The sequence below is a fragment of the Pseudomonas sp. Irchel s3b6 genome, assembly GCF_900187415.1.
Taxonomy (GTDB): Bacteria; Pseudomonadota; Gammaproteobacteria; order Pseudomonadales; family Pseudomonadaceae; genus Aquipseudomonas.
On the sequence record NZ_FYDM01000004.1, the window covers coordinates 372,683 to 386,318 of the forward strand.

The 13,636-nt window shown below is 59.9% G+C and carries 13 protein-coding genes; 8 read left to right on the forward strand and 5 right to left on the reverse strand.

The window, feature by feature from the left end:
- Positions 1 to 18: 18 nt before the first annotated feature.
- Together CKW07_RS10070 and CKW07_RS10075 are read right to left on the reverse strand one after the other, a co-directional pair.
- Positions 19 to 198 carry a hypothetical protein gene (locus CKW07_RS10070; RefSeq protein ID WP_095144753.1) on the reverse strand — a complete coding sequence of 60 codons (180 nt, stop codon included), beginning with the start codon at positions 196 to 198 and terminating at the stop codon, positions 19 to 21.
- 68 nt (positions 199 to 266) lie between these two features.
- Positions 267 to 854 carry a TIGR00730 family Rossman fold protein gene (locus CKW07_RS10075; RefSeq protein WP_095144754.1) on the reverse strand — a complete coding sequence of 196 codons (588 nt, stop codon included), beginning with the start codon at positions 852 to 854 and terminating at the stop codon, positions 267 to 269.
- A 343-nt stretch (positions 855 to 1,197) separates the two neighbouring features.
- On the opposite strand from CKW07_RS10075, the gene azu reads away from it, so the two are divergent.
- Positions 1,198 to 1,647: an azurin gene (gene azu, locus CKW07_RS10080; protein ID WP_095078162.1), complete on the forward strand. Its 450-nt coding sequence runs from the start codon at positions 1,198 to 1,200 to the stop codon at positions 1,645 to 1,647.
- A gap of 296 nt (positions 1,648 to 1,943) precedes the next feature.
- Here the strand turns inward: azu and nadE are convergent, their stop codons facing one another.
- From nadE to CKW07_RS10095, 3 genes are all read right to left on the reverse strand, one after another.
- The gene (gene nadE, locus CKW07_RS10085) at positions 1,944 to 2,771 is read right to left on the reverse strand and encodes an ammonia-dependent NAD(+) synthetase (protein WP_095144755.1); all 828 of its coding nucleotides are present in this window, start codon (positions 2,769 to 2,771) and stop codon (positions 1,944 to 1,946) included.
- Between the two features lie 4 nt (positions 2,772 to 2,775).
- The gene (gene pncB / locus CKW07_RS10090) at positions 2,776 to 4,002 is read right to left on the reverse strand and encodes a nicotinate phosphoribosyltransferase (RefSeq protein ID WP_095144756.1); all 1,227 of its coding nucleotides are present in this window, start codon (positions 4,000 to 4,002) and stop codon (positions 2,776 to 2,778) included.
- A 145-nt stretch (positions 4,003 to 4,147) separates the two neighbouring features.
- The gene (locus CKW07_RS10095; protein WP_095144757.1) at positions 4,148 to 5,059 is read right to left on the reverse strand and encodes a LysR family transcriptional regulator; all 912 of its coding nucleotides are present in this window, start codon (positions 5,057 to 5,059) and stop codon (positions 4,148 to 4,150) included.
- A 164-nt stretch (positions 5,060 to 5,223) separates the two neighbouring features.
- Between CKW07_RS10095 and CKW07_RS10100 the strand changes: the two genes are divergently transcribed.
- The 7 genes from CKW07_RS10100 to CKW07_RS10130 all read left to right on the forward strand — a co-directional run bounded on the left by CKW07_RS10100 (position 5,224) and on the right by CKW07_RS10130 (position 13,634).
- Positions 5,224 to 6,714 (forward strand): aldehyde dehydrogenase family protein, encoded by a 1,491-nt coding sequence (locus CKW07_RS10100; RefSeq protein ID WP_095144758.1) that lies wholly within the window; start codon positions 5,224 to 5,226, stop codon positions 6,712 to 6,714.
- A gap of 166 nt (positions 6,715 to 6,880) precedes the next feature.
- The gene (locus tag CKW07_RS10105) at positions 6,881 to 8,164 is read left to right on the forward strand and encodes an FAD-binding oxidoreductase (protein WP_095144759.1); all 1,284 of its coding nucleotides are present in this window, start codon (positions 6,881 to 6,883) and stop codon (positions 8,162 to 8,164) included.
- A gap of 364 nt (positions 8,165 to 8,528) precedes the next feature.
- On the forward strand, positions 8,529 to 9,662 hold the full coding sequence (locus CKW07_RS10110; protein ID WP_095144760.1) for a branched-chain amino acid ABC transporter substrate-binding protein: 1,134 nt from the start codon (positions 8,529 to 8,531) through the stop codon (positions 9,660 to 9,662).
- 167 nt (positions 9,663 to 9,829) lie between these two features.
- Positions 9,830 to 10,744 carry a branched-chain amino acid ABC transporter permease LivH gene (locus CKW07_RS10115; RefSeq protein ID WP_095144761.1) on the forward strand — a complete coding sequence of 305 codons (915 nt, stop codon included), beginning with the start codon at positions 9,830 to 9,832 and terminating at the stop codon, positions 10,742 to 10,744.
- 3 nt (positions 10,745 to 10,747) lie between these two features.
- On the forward strand, positions 10,748 to 12,049 hold the full coding sequence (gene livM / locus CKW07_RS10120; protein WP_095144762.1) for a high-affinity branched-chain amino acid ABC transporter permease LivM: 1,302 nt from the start codon (positions 10,748 to 10,750) through the stop codon (positions 12,047 to 12,049).
- Positions 12,046 to 12,918 carry an ABC transporter ATP-binding protein gene (locus tag CKW07_RS10125; protein ID WP_095144763.1) on the forward strand — a complete coding sequence of 291 codons (873 nt, stop codon included), beginning with the start codon at positions 12,046 to 12,048 and terminating at the stop codon, positions 12,916 to 12,918. The genes livM and CKW07_RS10125 overlap by 4 nt, the downstream gene beginning before the upstream one ends.
- A complete protein-coding gene (locus tag CKW07_RS10130) occupies positions 12,915 to 13,634 on the forward strand; it encodes an ABC transporter ATP-binding protein (RefSeq protein ID WP_095144764.1) in 720 nt (239 codons plus the stop codon). Before CKW07_RS10125 ends, CKW07_RS10130 begins: the two co-directional genes overlap by 4 nt.
- Positions 13,635 to 13,636: the final 2 nt, after the last annotated feature.

The window sequence follows — 13,636 nt, forward strand, 5'->3', positions numbered from 1 at the left end:
CATCAGGCCCTGAGGGGCTCAGGCGTCGGGCGCCTGGTCTTTCGGTGCATCAACATCGTCTGTTGCCGTCACTTCACCCTCAGGGTTCAGTGCAGCGTCTTCAGCGGTTGCTTTCTTGCGCTGAAGCTTTTCCTCTTTCTTCTGCTCCTTGGCCAAGTCTCTCTGACGTTTGGCGAAGGAATAATTGGGTTTGGCCATGGGCGATCCTCTGGGGTCGAAGGTGAGGTTGAGCGGCGCGTATTCTGCCTTTAAACCGGGGCCATGGGTTAGCCGGGTTTTTGCCCGGCCCATTTTGGCGCGACTACCGGTTGCCAGGCATCCAGCGCGTCCAGCAGATTCGCCGGCGATTCGCTCGTTTGCAGCATGTCACGGTGCTGCTCGCGAACGAAGCCTTCGCCGACGACATGATCAAGAAAAGCGGTCAGTTTGCTGTAGAAACCGTTCACTTCCAACAAACCCAGCGGTTTGCCGTGATAGCCGAGTTGGCCCCAGGTCCAGACTTCGAACAGCTCCTCGAACGTCCCCAGGCCGCCAGGCAGAGCGATGAAGGCGTCGCTCAGCTCGGCCATGCGCGCCTTGCGGGCGTGCATGCCGTCGACCACTTCCAGGCGTGTCAGGCCCTTGTGCCCGATTTCCTTGCTCTTCAGGCTTTCGGGAATGATCCCGATCACCTCGCCACCCGCCGCCAGCGCAGCATCGGCGACGATGCCCATCAGGCCGACCGCGCCGCCACCGTACACCAGAGTCAGCTTGCGTCGGGCAAGCTCCTGGCCGAGCGCGATGGCCGCCTCCCGATAGGCGGGGTTGGTGCCGGTGCTGGCACCACAGAACACACAAACAGACGCTAAAGACATGCCTTACTCCATGGTCAGTGACGAGCGCAGAGTAATGGCTGGGGCGTGTCGCTCCAAGGGCTAATCCTCGCGACGAGGAGCTTCACAGGTGCCGCTGGCACCACAGGCGTAGGCGGCCAGCAGGCTGTACAACAGGCTATCGATGGACATGGCAGGTACTCCGCAGGAGGAACAATGAGGCGATCTTAGGCCTGGGCGCGCTGTCTGGCTGGTAGATTGTTTCGATGAGTGTCATAGCCTGAAACATGTATACAATTGTTGACTCAAGACATATGAACTTTCAGTAAATTCAGGCAGTCTTTACGCCATACGGATTTTGATAACCCTGCCTTGGAGATTCACCATGTTTGCCAAACTTGTTGCGGTATCCCTGTTGACGCTGGCCAGCAGCCAATTGATGGCGGCTGAAAAGTGCTCGATCGACGTCGATTCTACTGATCAGATGTCCTTCAACACCAAGGACATCACCATCGACAAGAGCTGCAAGGAATTCACCATCAACCTGGGCCACTCCGGCAGCCTGCCGAAGAACGTCATGGGCCATAACATTGTGGTGAGCAAAGATGCGGACATGCAACCGATCGCCACTGATGGCCTGAGCGCCGGCATCGACAAGAACTACCTGAAAGAAGGTGATGCACGCATCATCGCCCACACCAAAATCATTGGTGCTGGCGAGAAGGACTCCGTGACCTTCGATGTGTCGAAACTCAACGCTGCCGAAAAATACGGTTTCTTCTGCTCGTTCCCGGGCCACATCTCGATGATGAAAGGCACGATCACCCTGAAGTAATCGATTCCGGCTCATAAAAAAGCGTCCACTCGGGATAATGCCGATCAGTTAAGGAGATGAGGTCGAATGTGTAGGAGCGAGCGTGCTCGCGATGAACTCAAGAGCTACGCGATTACTCAGAAAATACGCGTAATCGTTAACGTCCATCGCGAGCACGCTCGCTCCTACACAGGTCGGCGTTCGCTTAACTGATTGGCATTGTCCACTCGGGACGCTTTTTTTGTGCCTGGCGTTTGACCTCCTGATCGTTCATCGCGAGCAAGCTCGCGATGGCGTCGGCTCAGGCACCCCACCGATCAAGGCGCGAACGGCATCACACGCTTGTGGTGGGTCTTTCTGTACGTGTCACAAATGATCTTGAACGCTTCCTCGCGTACCGGCTCACCATGCAGGAAGGCGTCGATCTCGGCGTAGGTCACACCGTGGGACGCTTCATCCGGCTTGCCGGGTGCCAGGTCTTCGAGATCGGCGGTCGGGATTTTTTCCACCAGCGACTCCGGTGCGCCGAAGCTGCGGGCAATCGCCCGGACCTGGTTTTTCACCAGGCCGCTCAAGGGGGCCAGATCGCAGGCGCCATCCCCGAACTTGGTGAAGAACCCCATCACCGCTTCGGCGGCGTGGTCGGTGCCAATCACCAGGCCATGGGCGGCACCGGCAATGGTGTACTGGGCAACCATGCGCATCCGCGCCTTGGTATTGCCCAGCACGAAATCCACGGACACCGCCTGCTTGCCTTCGAAGGCCGCGACTTCATTGGCCAGGGACTTGACCGCCGGGCCGATGTTGACCGTGTGGCGCTCATCCGGGGCGATGCAGTCCAGCGAGGCCTGGGCTTCGTGCTCATCGAACTGGGTCTCGTACGGCAGGCGCACGGCGATGAATTTGTAGCTCGCATCACCGGTGCGATCACGCAGCTCACGCATGGCACGCTGCGCCAGCAGGCCCGCGGTCAGCGAATCGACGCCGCCGCTGATACCGAGCACCAGAGTCTTGAGCCCGGAATTGAGCAGGCAGTCCTGTATGAAGCGGATCCGCCGCGCGATTTCAGCTTCCAGGGCGGCCTGGTCGGCGAATGGCGGTTGGACCTTGAGCTGTTCAGCAATCTCACGCTGTACGGCTTGCATGAATTCACTCCTTGCTTGAAATGCCAGATAGGGCGGCAGGTACTTGAAACACATGTCGCAAATAGGCGACGAAATTCGGGTCTTTGCAGTGTGTCTTCCCAGGTTCGTCGGAGATCTTGGCGACGGGCTGGTCATTGCAGGCTGCCATTTTAAGCACGATGCTCATCGGGTCGACACCCGGAATGTCGCACGTCAGGTTGGTGCCAATGCCGAAGCTGACATTGATCCGACCGCGCAGCGCCCGGAATATCTCCAGCGACTTGGGCAGTGTCAGGCTGTCGGAGAATACCAGTGTCTTGCTCATCGGCTCGATACCGAGCTTATGGTAGTGGGCGATGGCTTTTTCGGCCCAGATGATCGGGTCGCCGGAATCGTGGCGTAAGCCGTCGAACAGCTTGGCGAAATACAGGTCGAAATCGTTGAGGAAGGCATCGGTGGTGATGCAGTCGGTCAGGGCGATACCCAGTAACCCACGGTACTCGCGCACCCAGCAATCCAGCGCGGCGATCTGGCTGTCGATCAGGCGCGGGCCCAGTTGCTGGTGGGCCATGATCCATTCGTGGGCCATGGTGCCCAGTGGCTTCATGTCGAGCTCGCGGGACAGATGCACATTGCTGGTGCCGACGAAGCGCCCGGGGAAATCGTGCTTGAGCACGTTCACCACTTCTTCCTGCACGCGGTAGGAGAAGCGTCGACGGGTGCCGAAGTCGGCGACCTGCAGATGCGCGAGTTCATCGGCGCTGGCATTGGCGCTTAACCAGTCGAATTTGCGATACAGCTGTTCGCGCACCTGCTCCATGACAATTTCACGGTAGCGATAGCGGTTGCGTACCTCACTGACAATCGCCAGCAGTGGCACCTCGAACAGAATCACATGCAGCCACGGCCCGCGCAGGCGGATAAACAGTTCGCCGTTCTCGATGCCGGTGTGGATGTAGCGCAGGTTGAAGCGAAAGAGCCCGAGAAAGCGTAGGAAGTCCGGCTTGAGGAAGCTGATACGCTCCAGGAAACCCAGCTGGTCGGCGCTCAGGCTCAACTCGGCGAGGCGTTCGAACTGAAAACGGATCTCCGCCAGATAGGGGCGCAGGTCCTCGCTGTTGCGGCAGCGAAATTCCCATTCGACTTCCACGTTGGGGTAGTTGTGCAGCACCGCCTGCATCATGGTCAGCTTGTAGAAGTCGGTGTCGAGCAGGTTCTGCACGATGCGATCGGCAAACACACTCTCGCTCATAACGGGTATCTCCAGGCGGGCCGCAGCCTGTGGCGGCGACGTTGCAGCGGTATCAATGAAAGGGACTAGTGGCGCATATCCGCGGTGGGTAGTGCCAGCGATTTTTTAGACGATGGCTTCCTTGCCACAGGTCTTGCGCAATGCATTAGTTGCGCAGCAACTCCGGGCTATCGATCTGCTCCAGCATCCACTTCACGAAATCACGCACCTTGGGCACTTCCGCCGAGTGTTCGGGGTAAGCCAGGTAATAGGCATCGCTGCTGGGCATTGCATGCTGCCAGGGAATGACCAGTTTGCCGTCAGCCAGTTCCTCCTCCACCAGGAACCGGGGCAACAGGGCGACACCGCAGCCGACTTGCGCCGCACGGATGCACATGTAGAAGGTTTCGAAGCGCGGGCCGTGGTAGCTGTGCTCAGTCTGGTAACCCTGGCTGTCGAACCAGTCGTGCCAGGCTTGTGGCCGCGAGGCATTTTGCAGCAGCACCAGGTCGGTGAGCTGGGTCGGGTCGGTGAACGGCTGATCCGGCAAGCTGCCGGGTGCGCACACCGGCACCAGTTCTTCGCCGAACAGTTTCAGGCTCTCGGTGCCGGGCCGTGAGCCTTGGCCGAAGTAGAACGCCAGGTCGCTGCGCCCTTGCAGCAGGTCGTCAGCCTCCTGCTCATTGCACAGGTCCAGGTGAATCTGCGGATGACGCAGGCGCCAGCCCTTGAGGCGTGGCACCAGCCAGCGCGCGCCGAAGGTAGAAGGCGTGGATACCCGCAGGACTTCCGTCTCGCCGCCGTAGGAGCGCAGGTAATGCGTCGACATCTCGACCTGCGTGAGGATTTTTCGGACTTCAACCAGATACAAATCCCCAGCGGGGGTCATTTGCAGGCGTCGGCGCACCCGGCGGAACAGCAGGTGCTGCAGCAGCTCTTCCAGTTGGGCGACCTGTTTGCTGACGGCGCTCTGCGTCAGGTTCAGCTCTTCAGCGGCGCGGGTGAAGCTCAGGTGACGGGTGACCGCCTCGAAGCACTGCAGGGCGGTGATCGAGGGCAGGTGGCGTTTATTCAGCATGGGAGGTCCCTTGTTCTTGTTGCAACGCTTTGCATGAATAAACGGAATGATATCTCGCCTAATCGTCGTTTGTTGGCAAGTCTCGGGCCGGCTACAACTAAAGGCCTGTAGCCCCTTGTCAGCGGGCTGTGAATTTTCTGCTTTTCACCTTGAAGGAGTAACCCATGGTTGCCGCATTGCTTGATCGTTTGGGGGTGAACCCGGCCCTGTACCAGAACGGCAAACAGCCCGTGCATTCACCGATCGACGGCAGCCAGATTGCCTCGGTGAACTGGGAAGGTGCCGCCGAAGTCGAGCAGCAGGTCAGTCGCGCCGAGCATGCGTTCGACCTGTGGCGCAAGGTCCCGGCACCGCGTCGCGGTGAACTGGTGCGCCAGTTCGGCGAAGTACTGCGTGAATACAAGGCCGACCTGGGCGAACTGGTGTCCTGGGAAGCCGGTAAGATCACTCAGGAAGGCCTGGGTGAAGTACAGGAAATGATCGATATCTGTGATTTCGCCGTCGGCCTGTCGCGCCAGTTGTACGGCTTGACCATCGCCTCCGAACGTCCGGGCCACCACATGCGCGAGTCCTGGCATCCACTGGGTGTGGTGGGGGTGATCAGCGCCTTCAACTTCCCGGTCGCGGTCTGGGCCTGGAATACCACCCTGGCGCTGGTCTGCGGCAACTCGGTGATCTGGAAGCCGTCGGAGAAGACCCCGCTCACCGCGCTGGCCTGCCAGGCACTGTTCGAGCGCGTAGTGAAAAACTTCAGTGATGCCCCGCCGTACCTGAGCCAGGTGATTATCGGTGGCCGTGATGCCGGCGAAGCGTTGGTGGACGACCCGCGTGTGGCCCTGATCAGCGCCACCGGCAGCACCCGCATGGGACGTGAAGTGGCGCCGAAAATTGCTGCGCGATTCGCCCGCAGCATTCTGGAACTGGGGGGCAACAACGCGATGATCCTCGGCCCAAGCGCTGACCTGGACATGGCGGTGCGAGCCATCCTGTTCAGTGCGGTCGGTACCGCCGGCCAGCGCTGCACTACCCTGCGTCGCTTGATCGCCCACGAGTCGGTCAAGGAAGAGATTGTCACCCGCCTCAAGGCGGCTTACTCCAAGGTGCGTATCGGCCACCCGCTGGAAGGCAACCTGGTGGGGCCGCTGATCGACAAACAGAGTTTCGAGAGTATGCAGGACGCGCTGGAACAGGCCTTGAGTGAAGGCGGCCGGGTGTTTGGCGGCAAGCGTCAGCTCGAAGGCCAGTTCCCGAATGCGTACTACGTATCGCCGGCCATCGTGGAAATGCCGGAGCAGAGCGACGTGGTGTGCAGCGAGACCTTCGCTCCGATTCTGTATGTGGTCGGCTACTCCGACTTTGCCGAAGCACTGCGCCTGAACAACGCGGTACCGCAAGGCTTGTCGTCGTGCATCTTCACCACTGACGTGCGTGAAGCCGAACAATTCATGTCGGCGGTGGGCAGTGACTGCGGCATTGCCAACGTCAACATTGGCCCGAGCGGGGCAGAAATCGGCGGCGCGTTTGGCGGCGAAAAAGAAACCGGCGGCGGTCGCGAATCGGGCTCCGATGCCTGGCGTGGCTACATGCGCCGGCAGACCAATACGGTCAACTACTCGCTGGAGCTGCCGTTGGCACAGGGCATCACGTTCGACTAGTTCTCGAGTCGAACCGTGACCCCCTTGTAGGAGCGAGCGTGCTCGCGATGAACTCAAAGGCAGCGCGTTTAATCAGCAAGCACGCGTTATCGTTAACGTCCATCGCGAGCAAGCTCGCTCCTACAGGTGAACTGTGTGTTGGTTAGGTTTCTGTTGGAGTCTGGCAATGCCGTTACGCGAAGAGTGCTTATGGGAAAAACTGACGCCGCAACGGCCTGACCGTGCGGCGCTCAAGGGCGAAGTGACGGCGGATGTCTGCGTCATCGGCGCCGGCTTCACCGGTTTGTCGGCGGCGGTGCATTTGCTGGAGCAGGGCAAAAGCGTCTGCGTACTGGAGGCCCAACGCTGCGGCCAGGGTGGTTCCGGGCGCAATGTCGGCTTGGTGAACGCGGGCATGTGGATCCCCCCGGACGAGATCGAGGCCGGGTTCGGCGAGGCGGTGGGCAGCCAGCTCAACCGGATGCTCGGTGCGGCACCTGCCTTGGTGTTCAGCCTGATCGACAAGTACAACATCGATTGCCAGCTACGCCGTGAAGGCACCCTGCACATGGCGCATAACGCCCGTGGCGAAGCTGATCTGCGCAGTCGCGAGGAGCAATGGAAACGCCGCGGCGCCCCCGTCGAGCTGCTCACTGGCGCTGCCTGCGAACAGGCCACCGGAACTAAAAAGATCGCGGCCGCGTTGCTCGATCGCCGTGCCGGCACTCTCAACCCGATGGCCTACACCAGTGGTCTGGCCAAGGCCGCGGCGGACCTGGGCGGCCAGTTGTTTGACCACTCGGCAGTCACCCGGCTGGAGCGCCAGGGCCAGCGCTGGTCGGTGCAAACCGCCCAGGGTTCGGTCATGGCCGAGCAAGTGGTGATTGCCTCCAACGCCTACACCGAAGGCGACTGGACCGAGCTGCGCCGTAACTTCTTCCCGGGTTATTACTACCAGGTGGCTTCCGCGCCGCTGACCGAGGAGGCGGCACAGCAGATTCTGCCCGGAGGGCAGGGGTCCTGGGATACCCGTCAGGTGCTCAGCAGCATTCGTCGTGACCAAGACGGCCGGCTGTTGCTCGGCAGTCTGGGCAACGGCAGCCAGAAACCGGCGTGGTTTCTCAAGGCCTGGGCCGACCGGGTTCAGCAGCACTATTTCCCGTACCTTGAACCGGTGGATTGGGAGTGCACCTGGACCGGCTGCATCGCGTTCACGCCCGATCATTTGATGCGACTGTTCGAGCCTGCACCCGGTTTGGTAGCTGTCACCGGTTACAACGGTCGTGGCGTCACCACAGGCACCGTGGTCGGCAAAGCCTTCGCCGATTACCTGTGTAACGGAAATCCTCAAGCCTTGCCGATTCCTTTCGCCCCCATGCAGCCATTGGCCGGGGTGGGCTTGCGCAGTTGTTTGTACGAAGCGGGTTTCTCCCTCTATCACGCGGGGCAGTGCCTGCGGATTGTCATTTGACCCGGTGAATTTGCTCCCGGACGCGGCGCTTTTCGGCGCAGCGACTAGCCTGTAGTGGTGCGCGTTGTAGCAGTGGCGCACCAGCAGTGTGCAGTTCGGTGACGCGGGCTGTTACAGGCTGGTTGCACGTCGTTTCTGCTGATGGTTGCAATACTGGCACGTAGAGGTTGCGCCTTTAAAAAATATTGGTTTCACCTTCTGCGGTTTAGACGGTTGCACGCCCAATGAAAAAGGGTCCGAGTCAGTCTAAATAACAATCAAGCAGCGACTTTTCTAAGAATAAAAAACCGATGGCACGCCCCTTGCTCTGAGCATTCAGTGAAGTCGCAGTGCCAACTATAAAAAAACCTTGGAGCACCACCTCATGTCCCAGACGTTTTACAAGAAAGGTTTTCTGGCCCTCGCAGTGGCAGCTGCATTGGGTGTTTCTGCGTTTGCTCAGGCTGACATCAAGATCGGCGTAGCGGGTCCAATGACGGGCGCCAACGCGGCATTTGGCGAGCAGTACATGAAGGGTGCACAGGCAGCGGCCGATGCGGTGAACGCAGCGGGCGGTGTCAACGGGGAGAAAATCGTTCTGGTCAAAGGCGATGACGCCTGCGAGCCAAAACAGGCAGTGACGGTCGCCAAGGACCTCACCAATCAGAAAGTCGCCGGTGTCGTCGGTCACTTCTGCTCGTCTTCGACCATTCCAGCGTCCGAGATCTACGACGAGGCCGGGATCATTACGATTACTCCGGGCTCCACCAACCCCAAGGTGACCGAGCGCGGTCTGAGCGCCATGTTCCGTATGTGCGGTCGTGACGACCAGCAGGGCATCGTTGCCGGCGACTACATCGTCGATGTGCTCAAGGGCAAGAAAGTCGTCGTATTGCATGACAAGGATACCTACGGTCAGGGCCTGGCGGACGCCACCAAGGCTCAACTGGTCAAGCGCGGTGTGGAACCTGTCCTATATGAAGGCCTGACCCGCGGCGAGAAAGACTTCAGCGCTGTGGTCACCAAGATCCGTGGCGCGGGTGCCGATGTGGTGTATTTCGGTGGCCTGCATCCGGAAGCCGGCCCGCTGGTTCGCCAGATTCGTGAACAAGGCCTCAAGGACGTCAAGTTCATGTCCGATGACGGCATTGTCACCGACGAGCTGGTCACCACTGCCGGCGGCGCGCAATACGTTGATGGCGTGCTGATGACCTTCGGCGCCGACCCGCGCATGCTGCCAGAGAGCAAGGCCGTGGTGGATGCGTTCCGCAAGGCCGGCACCGAGCCTGAGGGCTACACCCTGTACGCCTACGCTTCGGTCCAGACACTGGCCGCCGGTTTTAACGGTGCCAAGTCCAACAAGGGCGAAGACGCTGCCAAATGGCTGAAAGCCAACCCGGTCAAAACCGTGATGGGCGAGAAGACCTGGGATGGCAAGGGCGACCTGAAAATCTCCGACTATGTGGTTTACCAGTGGGACAAGGACGGCAAATACCACCAGCTCGAAAAACAGAAGTGACCTGAGCGTTTGAGCCGGTCGCCCCGATGGAGCGGCCGGCTGCAACGTGTCCGTGCAGTACCTGTCTTTTCTCGGAGAGCTGCACACGCCTCTGTATTTCGGTTGGCTGAACCCCAGGCCGTGGCAGCGGGTGCTTGTGCAGTCTCTCAAATGCGTGAGATTGCGTTATGGATGGTATTTTCCTGCAGCAACTGGTCAATGGCCTGACCCTCGGGTCGGTCTATGGCCTGATCGCCATCGGCTACACAATGGTCTATGGCATCATTGGCATGATCAACTTCGCCCACGGCGAGGTTTACATGATTTCCGCTTACCTCGCGGCAATCAGTCTGGCACTGCTGGCTTACTTCGGTATTGAATCCTTCCCGCTGTTGATGCTCGGTACACTGGTCTTCACCATTATCGTCACCGGGGTGTATGGCTGGGTCATCGAGCGTATTGCTTACAAACCGCTGCGCAACTCGACTCGCCTGGCACCGCTGATCAGCGCCATCGGTATTTCCCTGATCCTGCAAAACTATGCACAGATCAGCCAGGGCGCCCGCCAGCAAGGGGTCCCGACGCTGCTCACCGGTGCATGGCGGGTTGATATCGGCACTGGCTTCGTCCAGCTCACCTACACCAAGATCTTCATTCTGGTCGCGGCATTCGCCGGCATGGCGCTGCTGACCTACGTCATCAAGTACACCAAGCTCGGCCGCATGTGCCGTGCCACCCAGCAAGACCGCAAGATGGCCTCGATCCTGGGCATCAACACCGACCGGGTGATTTCCTACGTGTTCATCATCGGTGCCGCCATGGCCGCGCTGGCCGGTGTGCTGATCACCATGAACTACGGCACCTTCGACTTCTACGCAGGCTTCGTCATCGGTATCAAGGCCTTCACCGCTGCGGTTCTGGGTGGTATCGGCTCGCTGCCAGGCGCGATGCTCGGGGGGATCATTCTGGGGATCTCCGAGTCGCTGTTCTCCGGCCTGGTCAACTCGGACTACAAAGACGTTTTCAGCTTTTCGTTGCTCGTTCTTGTTCTGGTCTTTCGGCCTCAAGGCCTGCTCGGCCGTCCTCTTGTGTCGAAGGTGTAAGCAATGTCTTCAACCCATAATAAATCGATCGATATCAAACAAAGCCTGGTCGACGCGATTCTTGCCGGCCTCATTGCCCTGATTGTGTTCGGCCCGATTGTCGGGGTCGTGCTGGATGGTTACAGCTTTATTCTGGAACCCACGCGTGTTGCCTGGATCGTTGCCGTGGTAATGGCCGGTCGCTTCGCTCTGAGCCTGTTTCTGCAAACCACCAAGGGCCTGCAGATTCTCGAAGGCTTCGAGAGCACCGGCTCTGGCGTGCATGTGCTGGCGCCGGACTACAAATCGCAGCTGCGCTGGATCATCCCGCTGCTGATCGTGATCGCCGTGGTCTTCCCGTTCTTCTCCAACTCGTACCTGCTGGGGGTGGTGATCCTTGGGTTGATCTACGTGTTGCTCGGCCTGGGCCTGAACATCGTGGTCGGTCTGGCAGGGCTGCTGGACCTGGGTTACGTAGCGTTCTACGCCATCGGCGCCTACGGCCTGGCGCTGGGTTATCAATACCTCGGGCTGGGGTTCTGGACGGTGTTGCCGCTGGCGGCCATCACTGCCGGGCTGGCCGGTTGCATCCTCGGTTTCCCGGTGCTGCGTCTGCATGGCGACTACCTGGCCATCGTGACACTGGGCTTTGGTGAAATCATTCGCCTGATCCTCAACAACTGGCTGTCGCTGACGGGCGGCCCGAACGGTATGGCGGCGCCTTTGCCGACGTTCTTCGGTCTTGAGTTCGGCAAAAGGGCGAAGGAGGGCGGTGTGCCGTTCCATGAGTTCTTCGGTATCGCCTACAACCCTGACGTGAAGTACTACTTCATCTACGCCGTGCTGTTCCTCGTCGTGCTGGCGGTGTTGTACATCAAGGACCGCCTGACTCGCATGCCGGTCGGTCGTGCCTGGGAAGCCTTGCGCGAAGATGAAATCGCCTGCCGTTCGATGGGCCTGAACCACGTACTGGTGAAACTCTCCGCGTTCACCATCGGTGCCTCGACTGCCGGTCTGGCCGGGGTGTTCTTTGCCACCTATCAAGGCTTCGTCAACCCGACCTCGTTCACCTTCTTCGAATCGGCACTGATCCTCGCCATCGTGGTGCTCGGCGGCATGGGCTCGACCATTGGCGTGGTGATCGCGGCGTTCGTGCTGACTGTCGCCCCGGAACTGCTGCGCGGCTTCGCCGAATATCGCGTACTGCTGTTCGGCATCCTGATGGTGTTGATGATGATCTGGCGACCACGCGGCCTGATTCGCATCAGCCGTACCGGCGTGACGCCGCGTAAAGGTGCCATTGCCTATGAGAGGAAAACGTCATGAGTGAAGTCGTACTCTCGGTAGAGAAACTGATGATGCACTTCGGCGGCATCAAGGCCCTGAGTGACGTCAGCCTGAAGGTCGAACGCAACTCGATCTTCGCCCTGATCGGCCCCAACGGCGCGGGCAAGACCACGGTGTTCAACTGCCTGACCGGGTTCTACAAAGCCTCCGGTGGCAAGATCGAACTCAATACCCGTGGCGAGAAAACCAACGTCATCAAAATGCTTGGGGAGTCGTTCAAGGCGACCGATTTCGTTTCGCCGAAAAGCTTCGCCAGTCGGCTCTACTACAAGATGTTCGGTGGTACGCACCTGATCAACCGCGCCGGATTGGCACGGACTTTCCAGAATATTCGCCTGTTCCGGGAAATGTCGGTGCTGGAGAACCTGCTGGTGGCCCAGCACATGTGGGTCAACCGCAACATGCTGGCCGGCATCCTCAACACCAAGGGCTATCGCAAGGCCGAAAGCGACGCACTGGACTGCGCGTTCTACTGGCTGGAGGTGGTCGACCTGGTGGACTGTGCCAACCGCCTGGCCGGTGAACTGTCCTACGGCCAGCAACGCCGTCTGGAAATCGCCCGGGCCATGTGCACGCGGCCGCAGATCATCTGCCTCGACGAACCGGCCGCCGGCCTCAACCCGCAGGAAACCGAAGCGCTGAGCGCGATGATCCGTCTGCTACGCGACGAGCACGATCTGACCGTGGTGCTGATCGAACACGACATGGGCATGGTAATGAGTATTTCCGACCACATCGTGGTGCTGGACCACGGCAACGTGATCGCCGAGGGTGGGCCCGAGGCAATCCGCAACGACCCGAAAGTGATCGCCGCCTACCTGGGTGCTGACGAAGAGGAGCTCGTATGACCAAGGGTGCGATCCTCGAACTCAAGGCGCTGGACGTGTTCTACGGGCCGATCCAGGCCCTGAAGAAAGTCTCGTTGCACATTAACGAAGGAGAAACCGTGAGCCTGATCGGCTCCAACGGTGCCGGCAAGTCGACGCTGCTGATGTCGATCTTCGGCCAGCCCCGGGCGGCTGACGGGCAGATCATCTATCAGGGCGTAGACATCACCCACAAGTCGTCCCATTACATCGCCTCCAACGGCATCGCGCAGTCGCCGGAAGGGCGGCGGGTGTTTCCCGACATGACGGTCGAGGAGAACCTGCAGATGGGCACCATCCCGATCGGTGACAAGTACGTCGATGAGGATATGCAGCGCATGTTCGAGCTGTTTCCACGGCTCAAGGAGCGCCGCAACCAGCGGGCGATGACCATGTCCGGTGGTGAGCAGCAGATGCTGGCCATCGCCCGTGCCTTGATGAGCCGACCCAAGCTGCTGTTGCTCGATGAACCGAGCCTGGGGCTGGCGCCGATCGTGGTGAAGCAGATCTTCGCCACCCTGCGCGAACTGGCCAAGACCGGCATGACCATCTTCCTGGTAGAGCAGAACGCCAACCATGCGTTGCGCTTGTCGGACCGGGCCTATGTGATGGTCAATGGCGAGATCCGCCTCAGCGGCACCGGCAAGGAGTTGTTGGTGAACGAGGACGTGCGCAACGCCTATCTCGGCGGGCACTGAGT

Coding starts and splice junctions, on each gene's coding strand:
- CKW07_RS10070 (WP_095144753.1), bottom strand. CDS start 198: ATGGCCAAACCCAATTATTCCTTCGCCAAACGTCAGAGAGACTTGGCC.
- CKW07_RS10075 (WP_095144754.1), bottom strand. CDS start 854: ATGTCTTTAGCGTCTGTTTGTGTGTTCTGTGGTGCCAGCACCGGCACC.
- azu (WP_095078162.1), top strand. CDS start 1,198: ATGTTTGCCAAACTTGTTGCGGTATCCCTGTTGACGCTGGCCAGCAGC.
- nadE (WP_095144755.1), bottom strand. CDS start 2,771: ATGCAAGCCGTACAGCGTGAGATTGCTGAACAGCTCAAGGTCCAACCG.
- pncB (WP_095144756.1), bottom strand. CDS start 4,002: ATGAGCGAGAGTGTGTTTGCCGATCGCATCGTGCAGAACCTGCTCGAC.
- CKW07_RS10095 (WP_095144757.1), bottom strand. CDS start 5,059: ATGCTGAATAAACGCCACCTGCCCTCGATCACCGCCCTGCAGTGCTTC.
- CKW07_RS10100 (WP_095144758.1), top strand. CDS start 5,224: ATGGTTGCCGCATTGCTTGATCGTTTGGGGGTGAACCCGGCCCTGTAC.
- CKW07_RS10105 (WP_095144759.1), top strand. CDS start 6,881: ATGCCGTTACGCGAAGAGTGCTTATGGGAAAAACTGACGCCGCAACGG.
- CKW07_RS10110 (WP_095144760.1), top strand. CDS start 8,529: ATGTCCCAGACGTTTTACAAGAAAGGTTTTCTGGCCCTCGCAGTGGCA.
- CKW07_RS10115 (WP_095144761.1), top strand. CDS start 9,830: ATGGATGGTATTTTCCTGCAGCAACTGGTCAATGGCCTGACCCTCGGG.
- livM (WP_095144762.1), top strand. CDS start 10,748: ATGTCTTCAACCCATAATAAATCGATCGATATCAAACAAAGCCTGGTC.
- CKW07_RS10125 (WP_095144763.1), top strand. CDS start 12,046: ATGAGTGAAGTCGTACTCTCGGTAGAGAAACTGATGATGCACTTCGGC.
- CKW07_RS10130 (WP_095144764.1), top strand. CDS start 12,915: ATGACCAAGGGTGCGATCCTCGAACTCAAGGCGCTGGACGTGTTCTAC.